At 61.7% G+C, this 16,168-nt stretch carries 15 protein-coding genes; 5 read left to right on the top strand and 10 right to left on the bottom strand.

Annotated elements, in window-relative coordinates:
• Positions 1–37: 37 nt before the first annotated feature.
• Positions 38–1,345: an ABC transporter substrate-binding protein gene (locus ACRQDJ_RS09065; protein WP_087070265.1), complete on the bottom strand. Its 1,308-nt coding sequence runs from the start codon at positions 1,343–1,345 to the stop codon at positions 38–40.
• A gap of 93 nt (positions 1,346–1,438) precedes the next feature.
• Positions 1,439–2,467 carry a LacI family DNA-binding transcriptional regulator gene (locus tag ACRQDJ_RS09060; protein ID WP_087070264.1) on the bottom strand — a complete coding sequence of 343 codons (1,029 nt, stop codon included), beginning with the start codon at positions 2,465–2,467 and terminating at the stop codon, positions 1,439–1,441.
• A gap of 101 nt (positions 2,468–2,568) precedes the next feature.
• Here ACRQDJ_RS09060 and ACRQDJ_RS09055 point away from each other — a divergent pair, with 101 nt between their 5' ends.
• Entirely contained in the window at positions 2,569–3,345 is a 777-nt protein-coding gene (locus tag ACRQDJ_RS09055; RefSeq protein ID WP_180948676.1) for a hypothetical protein, read from the top strand.
• Positions 3,346–3,653: 308 nt separating this feature from the next.
• Here the strand turns inward: ACRQDJ_RS09055 and ACRQDJ_RS09050 are convergent, their stop codons facing one another.
• The 5 genes from ACRQDJ_RS09050 to ACRQDJ_RS09030 form a co-directional block, all read right to left on the bottom strand.
• The gene (locus ACRQDJ_RS09050; protein WP_087070262.1) at positions 3,654–3,959 is read right to left on the bottom strand and encodes a type II toxin-antitoxin system mRNA interferase toxin, RelE/StbE family; all 306 of its coding nucleotides are present in this window, start codon (positions 3,957–3,959) and stop codon (positions 3,654–3,656) included.
• Complete coding sequence (locus ACRQDJ_RS09045; protein ID WP_087070261.1) at positions 3,956–4,255, bottom strand: type II toxin-antitoxin system RelB/DinJ family antitoxin; 300 nt, start codon at positions 4,253–4,255, stop codon at positions 3,956–3,958. The genes ACRQDJ_RS09050 and ACRQDJ_RS09045 overlap by 4 nt, the downstream gene beginning before the upstream one ends.
• Before the next feature lie 49 nt (positions 4,256–4,304).
• Positions 4,305–6,032, bottom strand: coding sequence for an ABC-F family ATP-binding cassette domain-containing protein (locus ACRQDJ_RS09040; protein ID WP_087070260.1), 1,728 nt, complete (start codon positions 6,030–6,032; stop codon positions 4,305–4,307).
• 189 nt (positions 6,033–6,221) lie between these two features.
• Positions 6,222–6,482: a hypothetical protein gene (locus tag ACRQDJ_RS09035; protein WP_087070258.1), complete on the bottom strand. Its 261-nt coding sequence runs from the start codon at positions 6,480–6,482 to the stop codon at positions 6,222–6,224.
• A 378-nt stretch (positions 6,483–6,860) separates the two neighbouring features.
• Positions 6,861–7,784 carry a trimeric intracellular cation channel family protein gene (locus ACRQDJ_RS09030; protein ID WP_284898950.1) on the bottom strand — a complete coding sequence of 308 codons (924 nt, stop codon included), beginning with the start codon at positions 7,782–7,784 and terminating at the stop codon, positions 6,861–6,863.
• A 231-nt stretch (positions 7,785–8,015) separates the two neighbouring features.
• Between ACRQDJ_RS09030 and ACRQDJ_RS09025 the strand changes: the two genes are divergently transcribed.
• Both ACRQDJ_RS09025 and ACRQDJ_RS09020 read left to right on the top strand, forming a co-directional pair.
• Positions 8,016–8,246, top strand: a complete 231-nt coding sequence (locus tag ACRQDJ_RS09025; RefSeq protein WP_087070256.1) for a hypothetical protein — start codon at positions 8,016–8,018, stop codon at positions 8,244–8,246.
• Positions 8,247–8,313: 67 nt separating this feature from the next.
• Complete coding sequence (locus ACRQDJ_RS09020) at positions 8,314–8,865, top strand: hypothetical protein (protein ID WP_435713375.1); 552 nt, start codon at positions 8,314–8,316, stop codon at positions 8,863–8,865.
• Between the two features lie 31 nt (positions 8,866–8,896).
• On the opposite strand, the gene ACRQDJ_RS09015 is transcribed toward ACRQDJ_RS09020, so the two are convergent.
• Positions 8,897–9,922: an endonuclease/exonuclease/phosphatase family protein gene (locus ACRQDJ_RS09015; protein ID WP_284904674.1), complete on the bottom strand. Its 1,026-nt coding sequence runs from the start codon at positions 9,920–9,922 to the stop codon at positions 8,897–8,899.
• A 22-nt stretch (positions 9,923–9,944) separates the two neighbouring features.
• The gene (locus ACRQDJ_RS09010) at positions 9,945–12,119 is read right to left on the bottom strand and encodes an acyltransferase family protein (protein ID WP_101595552.1); all 2,175 of its coding nucleotides are present in this window, start codon (positions 12,117–12,119) and stop codon (positions 9,945–9,947) included.
• 197 nt (positions 12,120–12,316) lie between these two features.
• On the opposite strand from ACRQDJ_RS09010, the gene ACRQDJ_RS09005 reads away from it, so the two are divergent.
• Together ACRQDJ_RS09005 and ACRQDJ_RS09000 are read left to right on the top strand one after the other, a co-directional pair.
• Positions 12,317–13,351 (top strand): ABC transporter ATP-binding protein, encoded by a 1,035-nt coding sequence (locus tag ACRQDJ_RS09005; protein WP_087070254.1) that lies wholly within the window; start codon positions 12,317–12,319, stop codon positions 13,349–13,351.
• Positions 13,348–14,259, top strand: coding sequence for a hypothetical protein (locus ACRQDJ_RS09000; protein WP_087070253.1), 912 nt, complete (start codon positions 13,348–13,350; stop codon positions 14,257–14,259). Before ACRQDJ_RS09005 ends, ACRQDJ_RS09000 begins: the two co-directional genes overlap by 4 nt.
• 370 nt (positions 14,260–14,629) lie before the next feature.
• Here ACRQDJ_RS09000 and ACRQDJ_RS08995 read toward each other — a convergent pair whose 3' ends face one another.
• A complete protein-coding gene (locus ACRQDJ_RS08995; RefSeq protein ID WP_234984444.1) occupies positions 14,630–15,820 on the bottom strand; it encodes a Fic family protein in 1,191 nt (396 codons plus the stop codon).
• Positions 15,821–16,168 lie beyond the last annotated feature (348 nt).

Genomic DNA, 16,168 nt, shown 5'->3' with positions numbered 1-16,168 from the left:
GGCCAGGACCGCCACCACAACCTTCCGCAACGTCACATCATTCGAGCAGGTCCGCGCGTCCCTCCTCGTATGCCGTTTGCAGGTCCTGCATCGCCTGCTCCGGAGTCTTTGAGCCACTCATGAGCGACTGCATATTGGAAACGAGCTGATCGTAGAATCCGGCGACGGGCCAGTCCGGGTAGAAGGCCAGCTTGTTATCCTTGGCCAGGTTCTGGAAATTATCGGTCAGCGTCTTTGTTGCTTCGTCGGTGATATTGTCGGTTCCACCGACGACGGGCAGTCCGCCTTGTTCCCCGAAAATCGCCTGGACTTCATCGGAGAGTGTGATATCGATGAACTCGTAGGCGAGTTCCTTATTCTTTGCGTTTTCCGGGACAACCCAGAGGTTTCCTGAAGAACCGGGAGCGAAGTTACCGGGGAAGACAAATTGTCCCCACGGATCCTTCATCTCATCGGCAAGCCGGCCGAACCACCACGAGCCGGAGAACATCATTGGGTAGTTCCCGGAAATAAATCCGGTCCCCATATCCTCGGCTGTCAGGCCAGAGGCGGCGCTGTTGATATAGCCCTTGTTCACCCAATCCTGAAGAACCTTAGCGCCTTCAACCGCGGGACCAGACGTCCATTGCACCGGGTTATCGAAGAATTGGTAATCACGTACGAATTTGCTGTCAGCCTTGGAAAGCGCGAGGGTGTACCACAATTGCCCCATGGGGTACTCCGACCCGGCCTCTGCCAGTGGAGTGATTCCCTTCGCGACGAATGCGTCCATGACGGCGACGAGCTCATCCATGGTCTTCGGAACCTGGAGCCCAGCCTCATCGAAGAGCTTCTTGTTGTAGTACATAAAGACAAATTCGCCGTAGTTGGGAATTCCGTACCAGTTGCCGCTTCCCATGAGGCCGTTCTCGTCATATTTAGCAGTTTGGGCGATGGATTCTGGAAGCTTCTTATCCCACCCGCGCTCCTTCGCAACATCGGTGAGATCCGTGAGCAAACCCTGGGAAGCAAGCTGACCCGCTGTAGCGTTACCCTTGTTGTATTCCATAACGTCAGGAACCTGGTCACCCGTCAAAACAATTTTCGCGTTCTTCTGAATCTGCTCGAAGGTTTGCGCTTCACGTTTGACCGTGACATCAGGGTGGCGTTCCTGGAAAATTTCGACGGCGCGGTCCCACGCCTTACCCATTGCCGAATTATCCGCTTCATAATCCCAAATAACGAGAGTCTGGCCGGACTCGGAATTAGCTTTACCGTTATCGGACCCGCCTCCGGAACACGCAGTTCCCAGAAGCGCGATTGTAGTTGCTACTGCAACCGCCGTCATTTTCTTTTTCGATAACATCTTCTCTCCTCATTGAGTGTCGATTGTTGTCTTTTTGAAGTTGGTGGTGGGACAGCTGTAGATTCCGGGCCATTTTCTACCGCTTATCCCTTCTTATTGGTGGTGTGCCGTGGAATGACCTCCGTCCAGTTGGAAGACTGATCCGCGCGAAATATAGCGCGGGGTGTACAGATGGACTTCGGGGCCGGTACCTTGTCCAATTCGTTCGATAAGAAGCTCAACAGCGTTCCGCCCCGACTTCTCAGGTTCAAGGGGAACTGCGTCAAGCGGCGGGTTAAGGGATGACGTGTCATAAGACGATGCAAGGGTGAGGATCGAGAGCGGATCGCCAGTTCCCCGCTGTTTTTCAACGCTGAGTTCATCGAGAAAATCCCGGACTCGAACAGCTGAACAATCGAGGAGCACGCCAGTGCAACCAGGGAGCGTGTTGCGAATTTCCGCAAGCATATTCTCGGTATCCGAAGATACGAAAACTGTTTCTATACCCAGTTCGGCGGTATAGCGCTCGAACTCGGCACGGGTGCGAAGCACGAAATTCTTCCCAATGTCGTAAAGCATTTGGGTATGGCCAACGAACGCGATAGAACGATGCCCGGCAGCGACTAACTGGTCTACGGCAAGCCGTGTTGCGGCTTCGAAATCCAAGTCGACACATGCCAATGCTTCGTAGTTATCGGGCAAGCCCAAAAATACGCTCGGTATATCCATCGTTCTCAGCAATTCGGCACGCTCGTCATTGGCCTGGACATCCATGACCACAACACCGTCGACGAGGCCCGTTTTCACGACGCGCTCGATATCTTGCACGGCAGCTTCGCCATTCTCGGTAAGAAGGACAACGTCATAGCCTTTACGACGTGCAGCGGTCACAATTGCCAAAACGAAGGTCATGAAAGCAATGGGTTCCGTAGCTTCGTGCATCGGTGCGGAGAGAGCAATAATGTCGGTTTTCGTTGACGCCAACATTTTCGCCCCAGCTTGGGGATGGAACTCAAGTTCCTCAATCGCTTTTTGCACACGTTGGCGGGTCGCCTCAGAAACAGGGCGCTTCCCCGAAAGGGCATAGGAAACCGTTGAGATAGATACTCCGGCCTGCCGGGCAACATCTTTGATCGTGGCCATTGGAATGAAACCGCCTCCTCATCGAACCGTTTCGATGGTTCAATTATAACAGGCGCCGGAATTACCCGTCAATGGGTTATTGTGGCGCGGTAGGATGAGGCATGGCATGGAACAATGTGGCCCGCGGCGTGGCGGGGATATGTGCGGTGTGCTTAATGGGGGCGTGCACGAGTAGCAGCCAGGCCCCCGCGGCGGGATCGCGGAGCGAGACCGGCGCGGCGTCGTCGTCGGCCTTGAAGGAAAAGGCGGGCGGCGAGGTGAACTCTGCAAGCCCGAGCGCCTCGGCGGCGGAACAGAATGCAGGCAGCGGTGACACCAGCGAGGCGATTGCCCGCGAGGCGCTGAGGTTCGTGGACGAACTCGCAGAAGCGGAGATGGGAATTATCCACTGGGACAACGCCAAGGGAGGCCCGGAGGACCTCAATTACGTGGGCGAACGGCGCATTGCGGTGACTTACTCGGGCGACGAGGCGAGTGACTATACCGTGCGCACGCGGGTGCCGGACGATGCTGACGGCGGCCCCGTTCTGAAAAGCGATATGCGTTTCCTGATTGAGCATGCCGATTTTGGGCTGGCGGACGGGAGGGGCGTCTTCCACGGGAGCGTGCGCGAGGGAACCGCGGTGCCGGCAGCCGATAGTCGCCTCCTCGAGGGATGCTCGGAGGGCGACGGGTGGATGATCACGCGGGGGTGGGTGGCATACAACCGGAACACCGATGTGATTGAGTCTTTCGACTTCACGGTGAAAAAGCCGGGCACCACTATTGCGGTGCGCCAGTCGGATGGATCAACGCGGGAGGAAACTCCGGCCTGCACCGTGGTGTGGGACTTGACCGCGGCGAACGGGCGGGTGATCGATAAGCCTATGCCGAATTAGGGCGCATGAAGGAGCGGGCGGTGGCTCGTGGCGGAGCCTGGCGCGGAATCTTACCCGGGTACTTATTTTGCTGGGATGCCGGGCAATAGTTTGCTAGGCTGATCGCAACATGACCGGTTCCGCTGCCCGCTTCGGTGGGAGCCCAGGGCCGGTCCTTTTCTGCCGCTCGCGACTGGCCTTCGTGAACGCCGCTAGTGGATTTTTACCTAAGCTCGCTTTTGGACCCCTGGAGTTTTATGCGCCGAACGAACGCGCGAGTGTGGAACCCTGAAAATGGTCCATCTCCGTCACGCCCACTTAGAAAAGACCTAAACAGCCCGCCCTTGAAAAATATCTCTGTGCGACCCAATGCGAACAAAACGAATAATAGGTTCCGAACGATGGCGCCGATAGAGAACGATTACATCAAATTTTCCTTCTTGGAGATGAAGTCCAAAATATCCCGTATAGGTTCCCCGGGCTTTAGTAAGTTCATGCGGGTTATACCCCGGTGGAATCTCGCCAAACTCTCGAACGGCAGCAACCAGCTCACGCAGTTCCTCCTGAATGTATGGCTGCTGACGCACTACATATTTAAGGTCAGTTTGAAACTGACCATCAAAGACAACCCTCATACCAAGCTATCCAAAAACTTTAGGGCTTCTTCAGTATCATCGAATACCGCACCATCTTCGGGGATATTCCCCTTCATGATTTCTTCCGCATGCGCAATTGCACGTCGAGTTGTTTCGTTAGGGATGTACGACAACGCCGGGCGAATCGGAAGTGCCTGTTCACGCACAGCCTGCTTCAGAAACATATTCAGCGCAGTAGACATGTCAATACCAAGTTCCTCAAAGAGCGTTTCAGCCTCTCGTTTAGTATTCACGTCCGTACGGAAATTAATCCTTGTCGATGTTGAAACCGTCATAAATATCACCCCATAGATGAGTCCAACGAACTTACGATGTGCATACAGCCTACTCCTTTTTTGCAGTTGTGAGGTGGAGGTGCGGGCCGGGCCAGTGGGTGATGAGCCAGCGGTCATGGGTGGCCAGGATGATCGTGCCCGGCCAGCGGGCCAGGGAATCCTCGAGGGCGTGCATGGCGGCCAGGTCAAGGTAGTTGGTGGGTTCGTCGATGACGAGGACAGCAGGCTTGGCCGTGAGCGCGAGAGCGAGCTGGGCGCGGCGCTGGTTACCGGCCGAAAGCTCGGGTATCGGGGTGGCCCACATGGATGGGTGCAGGATGCCGGTACCAAGCTCGCCGATGCCGGAGTTCCAGATCGCGGGAGTGAAGCCGGGATCTCCGCAACGCGGGAGGCGTTGCGGGACGAAAGCCAGCGGGCCCGCGCAGGAGAGAGTGCCGGAATGTTGGGCCGGGGTGTGCTGCACGGCGGCGGGCTGCACTGCGGTAGAGGACGCGCTGAGGTGCAGCGAGTCGGGCAGTGCCGCGGCGGGTGACGTGGCAGGTGGCGGGGTGCCAGTGGCGATCCAGGTGAGGAGCGTGGATTTTCCGCTGCCGTTGGCGCCGGTCACCAGGAGATGTTCGCCGTCGGAAAGGTCAAAGGTAACCGGGGCGAGGCGGCCGGGAACCGCTGCCGCGCGAGCGGATACTGCCAGGCCGGCGGATTGGCGGGTAGGCGCACCAGCGTAATCCGGGAACGTAAACGTGTATCCGCGGGGTTTGCGTACTTCCCGGGTGGCGAGGGCTTCGAGTTTGCGGTCGTCGTGGCGGGTGCGGCGGGTGGCCGTGCTCTGGGCGCGGTCCGCGAAGAACTTCTTCGCCTTGCCCTCCGCATTGGCCAAGCGCACCCCGCCCCGGGCAATACCGCCGGCCGCCTGGCGATGCGCACGCAGCTGCGTCTTTTCTTCTTGTTGGGCCAGGTAGAGCGCCCGGTAGCGCTGCTCCGCATCACGCTTGGCTTCAAGATAATCCGTGTAAGTACCGCGGCACTCCCATACCCCGCACACCTCACCTCCACCTTCGGCACGCGCCAGCTGCGCCCATACACTCACATCCATATCCACAATGAGCGTGGCAACATCCTCAATAAAAGCCCGGTCATGGCTGGACATGAGCACCGGGCCCGGCCAGGAACGCAGCATATGGCTGAGGTACGCGCTCGCCTCCGTATCCAGATGATTGGTGGGCTCGTCCAAAATCAGGACCTGCGGGCGGGCCACCAGGGTGACAGCCAAGTTCAGCCGCGCGCGCTGGCCCGGGGAGAGCGTGGCCAGCTCCCGCGAGCGCCCGCCCCCGGCCAACATATCCAGGCCCAAACCGGCCAAAGCGTCGTCGACCCTATCCTCAAGGGACCACAGGTCCAGGCGGGTGATCTCGGATAATAGCCGGTCGTATTCGGCCGCGACCGGGCCGCCCGCCCCCAGGCGTGCGCTGAGCGTTTCGAAACGGGCGAGTAGTTCCCGCGCGGGCGCGAAGGTGCTTTCGAGGAAGTGCGCGACGGTCGCGGCGGCGGCGTCGTTCGGCACGGGGTTCCACGGGATGGTGCTGGCGCCGGTGCGGGTGACGGTGCCGCGTTCGGGGCTGAGGTGACCTGCGGCGATGCGCAACAAGGTGGTTTTGCCGCAACCGTTCGGGCCGATGAGGACGGCGCGGTCGGCGGCGGCGAGGCGCAGGGTGATGCGGTCGAGGAGCGGGCGGGCGGTGAAGGAAAATGAAATATTGTCAAGAATGAGGGCAGGCATGGTGATCTCCTTGGACGCGGGTGCGGGGTGCGGCGTCTCAGCGGGGCTGAGTGGGGATCACAGCGACATCGGAACGATGGCCTCCTTCGGCGTGGGTTGTAGTCCCGGTTACATAAGTAAATGTAGCGACGGCGCGGGTGGTGGGTCAATCACGCTGGCCGCACGGCGAGGCCTCCCGCTGCGCTTCGGCTAAGAAAAACGTTTATTGGCGCCCTGGCGAGTCATACCGAGCACGCGGCCGATGGCGGACCAGCTTTCGCCAGATGCGCGCGCTTCCTCGACCGCGGTATCGAGCTTGCGGTTCGCAGCGTTGAGCTCGATATTCGCAAGCAAGACACGTGTGAGTGCCTGGCCGAGCGGCGCGCCAACCGTATTGGGGCCGCGGCCGCCGTCGGCTTTTTCGTAAAAATCCGCGGCGGCAAAAGCTTCTTCGCTTGCATCTTGGGTCACGTTGGTAACTGTAGTTACCGCGCGGGCGGTGGGTCAATGGTTAGCGAATGGCTCGTGAATGGTGCGGCAGTGGAATGCACGCAGACTGAAAGCATGGACGCCAGACTCACAGTTAGACTCACAGTTTCACAGTCTTAATTGATAGTCTGATGCTATTTTTCGCAGTCTGCATGTGAATTTTAATAGTCTCAGGGCGATTTTGGCAGTCTGAATTATAGTTAGCAGCCAAAACCGCAGCCAGACATCGAAAATCGGGGGAACACTTTTAAATGTCTAAGAGTGTGATTCACAGTGTGACCCGTAGCATTCGGACGGGCGAGGCGTGAAAACCACGACGTATACCCTTTGCGAACGGGGCGTTGCGCAAGGGTGCGCTGATTAGCTCCCTGATGATTGCCCGCCGCTGGAAGGCTTCCCCGAGCCGCTCGGCCCGGAATCGCCGGAGCCGCCCGACCCGGAAGAATTCGCTTGGCTCTTCTTGCTCAGCGCCCGCGCGCGAAGCGACTGGCGGGATTGGTTGCGGCGTCGTACCGCACGTTCCTGGCGTTCCGCGCGCGCCTGGCGGCGATGCTCCTCATCACGCAACCGGTGCATCCGGCGACTGAGCGAAGAACTCACGTGCTGGAGCGTATCGTTAACGGAATAGTCGCGGTTCACGGGCAGCGACCACTCGAAAACGCGAGCCAGAATCACCAGCAGGGAAGCGAGCAGGGTAGAAACCGCCATCGCAAGCATCGGCGCGTGATTGTACCACAGCACCACCGCCGGGAAGGCCGCGATAAGCGAAGCCGTGGCGTAGAGAGTATTGCCACCGAAAATCACCGGAGTGCGGCCCACCGTGATGTCGCGGATGAGCCCGCCGCCCACCGCGGTAATCATGCCCATCATGACAGCCGGCATCACGCCCAGCCCCGCGTTGAGAGTTTTGATCACGCCGGTGGCGGTCCAGGCACCCATGACGGCGGCGTCCATGACCGTCATGAAACGCCGCACCCATTTGCCGCGCAGGCGCAGCAGATAGGCCACCAGCGCCCCGAGCAAGGCGCAGCTGAGATAGTAGGGATTGGTGAGCGCCACCGGCGGTTCCTTGAGAAGCGGCGCCTGCTGGATGAGTACATCGCGCAGCATGCCGCCGCCCAGAGCGCTGATAATCGCAACGATAACGAAACCGACGATGTCGAAGGATTTTTCGCGGGCCACCATGCCGCCGAGGATGGCCGCCACGAACACCCCGAAAATATCTAAGAGGTCAAAAACAACCGGAGACCATTCCGAGAGCGTATCCAAATCCACGTCTTCCATTCTAGGGGACTGAAGTTTTCAAGGAGTGGGATTGGGGTGGTAGAGGAGCGGGCAGAGGCGTTGAAAGTAATGGAGGAGGCGATCACAGCGGTTTGGACGTTATCCACAGAATTGCTCCCCGGTTTTCCACAGGTTGTGGATCTGTCTTTTTTGCGCTTGCATACCATGCAAGAATGACGGAGAAGCACACAATAACTACTTCGCCGTGAGGCGATTGAAGGAGTGAGACATATGGATATTGCTGAGGATCGGCTGTGCTTACCAGATCGTGTTTACAACTCGCTGGAAGAGGTTCTCGAGCGCAAGGAAGAAATCTTGCGTGAGGTCAGAATGACCCGGGAAGAATTCGACTGGCGCGCTGATAACTACCAGCTTGGACCAAAAGAAACTAACGCCTACTTCGAAATGGAAATCCTGGATCGCTTCGAGGAGTTGTACCGTGGTGAACGCACATTTGAATGAGTGCGCCGATAAGTTCGCGGCGCATCTACAGCTAATTGGGGAGCTAATTGACCCCAGTTTCTCGCTAGTGAAACACGAAACCGCAAAGGCGGCTTTCCCGTCAAAAATCTTGTCGGGTGATATTCGCGTTGATCGTTTCCTCATTGTCCGCTTCGATTACGAGGTGTTCCTCAATTCGAAAACCGGTTTACTCGCTGTTAATGAGTCAACCTTCTCAGTGATTCACGGAAGGGTTGGAAAAGAGCCCCTGGTGCGGTGGGATTATATTCGCTCGCCGCGCTCAAATATCCCCTGTGCGCATGTCCAGGTTCATTCCCATCGCGATGAATGGACTCACGCCTTGCTCCTGGGCGGCAAGCATTCCCGCCGCTCGCGCCGGCGCCTCAAAAATGCGCTGCGCACTCCCCGGATTGCTGATGTCCACTTCCCGGTGGGCGGGCGCAGGTTCCGGCCCTGCCTGGAAGAAGTTCTTCTTTTCGTTATTGACGAGTTCGGAGCAGCATGCACATCGCAAGCACGCGAAGCGCTCCAGCGCGGCATGCGGGAATGGGAAGAGATTCAGGTGCGCTCCGTGGTGCGCAACAACCGCGCCATCGCACTCCAAGCTCTCGCGGAGTGAACCACCCACGTTTGACGAGCCTGTCTAAGGATTAATAGGCAGGCTTGAGCCGCACGATGATGCCGCGGTGGTCGCTGGCGTTATCAGGATCGATGATCTCCCCGGCCACCCCGCGGTAGGCCCCCGAACTCATGACCCGATCAATCGGCGAGGCCAGCAGCGCGGGCACCGTGGTGGGCCAGGTCCCCACCGCCCCGATTCCGGCGTCGGCCCCCAGGTCGCGGCAGGTAGAGCCGGGGCTGAGGGCAGCCTGGTGGTCCGCCGTCGAATTAAAATCCCCTGCAACAACCGCATCCGGCACGGCCTCGCACACTCGGTACAGCGCCCGCGCCTCCGCGCGCCACAGGTCCATATACGCAGGTACCGGCGCCGTGGGGTGCCCGGCCACGAACATCGGAGCATCCGGGCGCGCCCCGCCGCGCGGCGCCGCCGCCACCGCGCGCGACACATCCTCCCCGTACGTCTCGCTCAGATCCACCGCTTCATACTCCCCGCGCGTGGCGGACACCAGCAGCACCGAGGACCGCCACGCCGCGCTATACCGCGACACCCCGCCGTCGAAAAGCTGATAGTCCGCCCCGCGCGCGGCCAGCTTCTCCTGAATCTCCGCGCCGGCCTCGCTCGACGTTTCAATCAGCGAGACCGCATCCGCACCCACCCGCACAATCGCATCGGCCAGGTGATCCAGGTCCACACGCCCACCCTCCGTGTTGTACTGCACCACGGTGAGCTCGCCGGCCGCGGGCGCGCCGAGGGCCTCCCGCTCCAGCCCGCGCCCGCTCAGGGTTCCGGCATGCGCCAGGGCCACGAGTAGTAGCACGACGGCGCAGCTCACCGCCACGCGCCCACCCCCAAAATACCTGCGGACCGCGCCGAGCAGCCCCACCGCGAGCGCGGCGATGAGCATCCCGAGCGCGAGTGCCCCGCGGCTGGACATGATCTGAGCCCCGGGCACCACGGTGGCGAGCCGGGCAGCCGGGCCGAACCAGGCCGGCTGCACCGTGAACACCGCGAAAGCGGCCAGAAGCAACCCGAGAAGAGAATTGAGAACGCGCACCGCGCCTACCTTTCCGGCTGGCTTAGGCCCCGCACAGGGCCTGCTGGATAAGGGTAGCGAAGTGCTGCTGCCCGGTGGGTGTGAGATGGATGCCATCGTCGCGCAGGAATTCTTCGTGGCCTTCGGTGGCGGCCCACCAGTCGATAATGCCAACGTTGGGGTGGGAGGCGGCATAGGACTTGAGCAGCTCGTTATTGGGGTTTTGGGCCTCCAGCGGGCTGCGGTTCGTCACGAAATAGACGGGGAGGCCCTGGGCGGCATCCACGAGTTTTTGAATATCCGCCTCGCTGCCGATGGGCCCGTTCGAGCCGAGGGCGTAGATAAGCACCCGCGGTTTCTCCCCCAGGGCTTGGCGCTGGGCGAATACCTCCGCGCCGGCGGCGAATTGGCGGCTGACCTTGCCGTCCACCACCGAATTGGGGAGGACTTCCCTGAGGGCCTCGGTGGCGCCCAGAGTGACCGAATCGCCGATCATCACGGCGTTTGCGGAGCAAACGCCGGTGGCCGGGTCCTTGGCCCAGGCGGACGTATCCATGTTGGCCGGGACTTGGGTGGCGATGGGTTGCAGGGCGCCTTGCGCGGGAGTGGGGCTGGGTTCCGGAGCGCTGTTCGGGCTGGCGGAAGTGGCCGGGTTAGCCGGGCTACCAGGGTTGCCAGGGTTGGTCGAAGCGGCTGCTTCGCCGGGCGCCGCGCCACTGACTGCCGGAGCGGAGATAGCAGGCGCGGGCGCGGCGAGCTCGGGGCGCAGCGCCACCGCGCGGGAATCCGCGAGGCGCTGCCAAGGAATCGGCGCGAAAGCCAGCAGCGCCACAAGAAGAAGAGACACCGCGCTGAGCACCGCGAAAATCGTGTCGCTCAGATGGTGCTTGCTCACCAGGCCGCGCCAGCTGCGCCAGCTGCGCGGGCCGGTGCGCCACGCGCGAATGTCGCTGCGCCACGCGCGCAGGCCAGTCCACCAGCCGCGCAAACCCGCGCGCCAGCCGGCCCGCGCCAGGCGCGCGCTCGGCTGCTCCACGCAGCGATAAAACAGTTCCGCCACCAGGCCCACCACCAGCAGCTGCCCGATCTTGGCCGCCCCGGAAATCTCCGCCGTGCGGGTAGCCGGATTCATGAGCAAGAGCAGCGGATAGTGAACCAGGTACAGGGAGAAGGACCGCGAACCCACATAGGCAAAAGGCGCACTGGCCAGCACCCGGCTCAGGCCCAGCCGCGGGTTGTGCACAGTGAGCACGATAAGGGCGGTCAGGAGCGCCGTCGTCGTTAAACCACCCGCGTACGTGAGGGCCGATTCACCATCCGCCCATACAGCCAGCGCCAGCAAAGCCAGGAGAGCGGCGCCGGTGCCCACCCGCAACGCGAAAGCGGCGGTGGCGGAATGTGCGGGAGGCTGCGGCGTCGTCGTACTATCTGCGCGCGGCCACAAAGACGCAACATAGGGCGAAACGAGAGCCGCGAGCGCGCCGATGAGGAGTTCAGCGGCGCGGGTGTCCAGACCGTAGTAGGCGCGGGTGGAATCCGGGCCCGCGAAGAACAACACGGCCATGAGCAGGGCGGATGCGAGGGCCAGGCCCGCCACGATCCGGAGCGTCGAATAGCGCACCCGGCGCAGGGCCAGCAGGATAAACGGCCAGACCAGGTAAAACTGAGCCAGGACCCCCAGGTACCACAGGTGTGTGAGCGGGGAGGGCAGGCCGGACGCCGCGAAATACGGGACCTCGCGGAAAATATAGACCCAGTTGCTCGCGAAAAGCGCGGCCGGGAGGGCGTCGGCCTGGACTTTCGGGAGGAGGCTGGGCGCGATGAGGTAGCTGAGGAGCGCAGCCCCCGCGATGGTGACGAGAACCGGGGGCCACAGGCGCAGGAGGCGACGGCGCAGGTAGCGCCGGTAGGAGAAGCGGCGTTCGCGGCTCAGCTCGCGCAGCACGCTGCGGGTGATGAGGAAGCCGGACAGCACGAAGAACACCGTGACGCCCACGAAACCGCCGGTGAGCAGCGCCGGGCGCATGTGATAGAGCACCACCGCGATGATCGCGAGCGCGCGGATGCCGTCCAGGGCGCGGATGCGGGTGGTGCGGGGTGCCGGCTGCTCGGGTCGTGCCGCTGGTGCGGGCCGCCCCGCCGCTTGCGCGGGAGTGCCCGGCGCAGAGGTGCCCGCGGCGGGCAACGGCGACGGTGTGGTGCGTGAGGATTGCGGCATAGGCACATTCTAGGACTGCGCGAATACGGGGCGGCGAGACACGGGGCGGCGGTGCGTCCATGAGATGAGCGCCACCGGGGAGCGGGCGGGGCGGCGGCGCGGGACGACGCGGGACGACGGCGCAGTACGGCACAGCGGCGCAAAGTGGGCGGCTGTAGAATTGCGACGTTGCCTAATCCAGCACGAAAGGACTGCCTGTGATAACAGTCGAAGCCCTGACGAAACGCTACGGTGCGACCACCGCGGTTGATAACCTGAGTTTCCAGCTCCAGCCCGGGAAAATCACCGGGTTCCTCGGCCCGAACGGTTCGGGTAAATCCACCACGATGCGCTGCATTATGGGGCTGGATCGCCCCACCTCCGGGCGCGCCCTCATTGCCGGGCTGCCCTACGAGCAGCTCGCCTCCCCGCTCACCACGGTCGGTGCACTGCTGGACGGCAAGGCCTTCCACGGCTCGCGCAGCGCACGCAGCCACCTGCAGATTCTGGCGGCCACCCACGGGATTCCCGCGCGGCGCGTGGACGAAGTGATCGAGCTGACCGGGATCGGGAGCGTGGCCAAGCGCAAGCTCAAGGGCTTCTCCCTGGGCATGGGCCAGCGGCTCGGGATTGCCGCGGCGCTGCTGGGCGACCCGGAAGTGCTGCTCTTTGACGAACCCGTAAACGGCCTGGATCCGGACGGGGTGCGCTGGGTGCGTCTGCTCATGCGCACGCTCGCGCAGCAGGGCCGCACCATTTTGGTCTCCTCGCATCTCATGAGCGAAATGCAGCAAACCGCCGACGACCTGCTGGTCATCGGGCGCGGGCGCATGATCGCCTTCGGGCCCATCGAAAGCTTCACCGAGGCCGCGGCGAATACCACCGTGCTGGTGGCTTCCCCGAACCGGGCTGGCCTGGAGAGCGCGCTGCGGGCAGCCGGGCTGGACTTCCAGGATGCTAGCGAGGTCGCAGGGCCCGCGGCGGCGGGGGCGCCCGCATTGGGTGCAGCCGCCGCATCGGCCGGGACGGCCGCGCCGGGCACAACCGCGGCACCCGCACCCATCGCCCGCTTCGCGATCTCGGGCGGTTCGCGCGCGGACATCGGCAAAATCGCCTTCGAGGCGGGGGTGCAGCTGGACGAACTGGCCACCATCCACCGCTCGCTGGAAGATATTTTCATGGACCTGACCGGCCACGACGTCGAATACGGCGCGGGCCGCCCCGCCACGAACCTCCCGGGAGGCCACCAATGAGCACTACTTATGTCCCCGCCAGCCCCGGCGCGCACGGCCCCGGCGCTCCCGGTGCCGCCGCGCCGCAGCTAGCTCAGCTCCCCCCGCGCATCAGCCAATTCGCCGCGCCGAGCTACCGCGTCACGCTGGGCCGCTCCGTGCGCTCCGAACTGCGCAAGATCCTCACGCTGCCCTCGCTGCGCTGGACGCTCATCATCGGCACCCTCTTCTCGCTGGCCATCACCGCGCTAACCGCCTGGGGTTCCAGCGAGCTCGAACTCAACACCTACGCCACCGCGATGGGCGCGGAGCATTCGCTCGCCGCCTACGTCCTCATCAGCGCGAGCACCATTTTCCAGATCATCATGGTGGCTTTCGGCGCCGTCACGGTGTGCTCGGAATACGCCGCGAACACCATGCGCTCCACCGTGAGCGCCGACCCGCGCCGCTGGCGCAACGTGGCCGCCCGCACCCTCGCGCTCAGCCTGATTGCCCTGGTCACCACGCTTGTACTCCTGGTGCTGGGCGCCGTGGTGGGCACCCTCTTCGGCCTCACCATCGGTTTCAGCGGCGACGCCTGGTGGCTCTACCTCAACTTCATCATCGCCATGGTCACCTCCGCGTGGATGGCCCTGGGAATCGGCTATCTGCTGCGCAGTTCCGCCGGCACCATCGTGCTGATCCTCGCGGTGATGATGCTGTCCCCGGTGCTCGCGCTTATTCCCTCCGAGTTCGTGCGCAGTTTCGTGATCCCCTACCTGCCGCCGATGCTCCTCACCGCGGCGCTCAGCCCGCCCGGCCTCAACGCCGGCGCCGACGTCACCTCGTTCACGGTTTCCAGCCCGGCCATCGGTCTGGGGCTGTGGTGCGCGCTGGCGGTGGTACTGCTTGCGCTGGGTGGCTGGCGCTTCTCGCGTTCTGACGTGTAGTCGCGCCTGAGCCGCGGCGCTTTTACGTACGGCACTTTCCAGCGCGGCGTTTTTAGCACGACGACGCAGGTGGGGCCCGGGCAATCGCCCGGCCCCCACCTGTTTCACTAGCCCGCGGGCAACCCCAACCGGTAGGAAGCTCCGGCCTGACTTGCACAGCCTTAGTGACCCACCACCCCTCAGCAGCCGGCAGTCGGGTCACTAATCTGCACGAGTCAGGCAAACCGGCGAATGATGGACAAGGGGCACTTCCCCATCATTCATCGGCGCTTGTGATGGTAAACCAGCAGGAGAAGCACACCCCCTCACAGCCGGAAAAGCCAGCCGAGATGCCCGCCAAAGCGCCCCGAAGGCCGCTGTCGGCTCAGGCTCAAACCAACACCCGAACGATCGCAGGCGCGAAATACACTTTCGGCCGAGCGCTCTCGTTGACGGCGGCCAAGATTTCCAGATTCTCTAGCTGCCTAATTAGCTCGCCCGCTCGCGCCACTGAAAGATCCAGTTCTTCCGCTAGCGCCTTAGTCGTGAAAGTGATTTTCGCGATGGCTAAATCGACCACACGCAGACCCGCTTCTGAACGTAGACCAGAATCACGCACTTTGCCTTTGAGCACATTTCGAACACGCATCAGCTCCTGCACCTGGCGCAAGGCCTGGCTGGCCGATTGCCCTATTCCTCTGGCGAAAAATTCGACGTACTCATCCCAGTTACCGGCGGTACTTACCGCAAGCAGCCGGTCATAGTATTCTGCTCGACGGGCTTCAAACCAAGGCGAAACGGAAAGCATCGGCTCGGAAAGCACACCCTGAGACATCAAGTGCAGAACTATCAGCAGCCTACCGAGCCTGCCGTTGCCATCCATAAACGGATGTAGAGTCTCAAACTGATAATGCGACATTGCGGCGGCGACCACGGGGTCTATCCGCTCAGAATGATCCTGCCCTATCCATTCCACCAGCCTTTCGACGCCCGAAATCAGCAAGTCCCCCGGAGGAGCTGGAACAAACCTAGAGGAAAGTATCGCTGGCTCATTTGCTTTGGCGCTACTTCGCTTACCTATGACAACCTGACGCTCTCGCAGCCGTCCGGATTGCCCAGCCAGTCGAGTGCCTTTCACCAGCTCCCCCTGCAGGGCAGTAAGCATCCCAACAGATATTTCTCTCCCGTAACTCAACCATTCAAAAGCCGCATAGGACATATCCAGATAGTTGACGATCTCACGCATGGTCTCGTCTTCTGGCGAGTCAACATCAGTTGTCATGACTCGCTCCAGAGGAGCATATGTGCCTTCCAAAGCAGAGGTGCTTTGCGCTTCCCGACGAAGAGCAGAACTTCTGAAAAGAGCAGGGTTAGGAAGCTGTAAAGCAACAGCGTCCAAAGCAGCCAAGCTAGACCTGGCATTTGCGACTTGGACGACAGTCCGCCCAGACAGCTCAGGCATCTCAGAAGGAAGCACGGCGGGCACGAACGCCTTATGCTCCCAACTACCCAAAATGGGATCACTGCCCGCAATGTCCACCAACGAACCCATCTGCGGGGCAGTAAAGTCTTCAAGCCTCATGACGTAAATTTTAAGTCACCGCGACGCACAAACCCAGGCTCAATGATGGACAAATGCCACTTCCCAAGCAAAACCACTAGCAAATGATGAACAAGAGGCACTTCCCCATCATTCAGCAGCTCCATTGATGGTAAACCAGCAAAGCTGAAGCCGGCCAAGAAGCGGAGGGCTAATAGACAAATGGGGGTGCGCGCTGGCGGTGGTGCTGCTCGCGCTGGGTGGCTGGCGCTTCTCGCGTTCTGACGTGTAGTCGCGTCTGAGCCGCGGCGCTTTCCAGCGCGGCGCTTTTACGTACGGCGCTTTCCAGCGCAGCGCTTTTTAGCACGACGACGCAGGTGGGGCCCGGGC

The sequence above is a fragment of the Actinotignum urematis genome (assembly GCF_051264595.1).
GTDB classification, from domain to species: domain Bacteria; phylum Actinomycetota; class Actinomycetes; order Actinomycetales; family Actinomycetaceae; genus Actinotignum; species Actinotignum timonense_A.
This window is presented reverse-complemented; position numbering and strand designations above follow the sequence as displayed.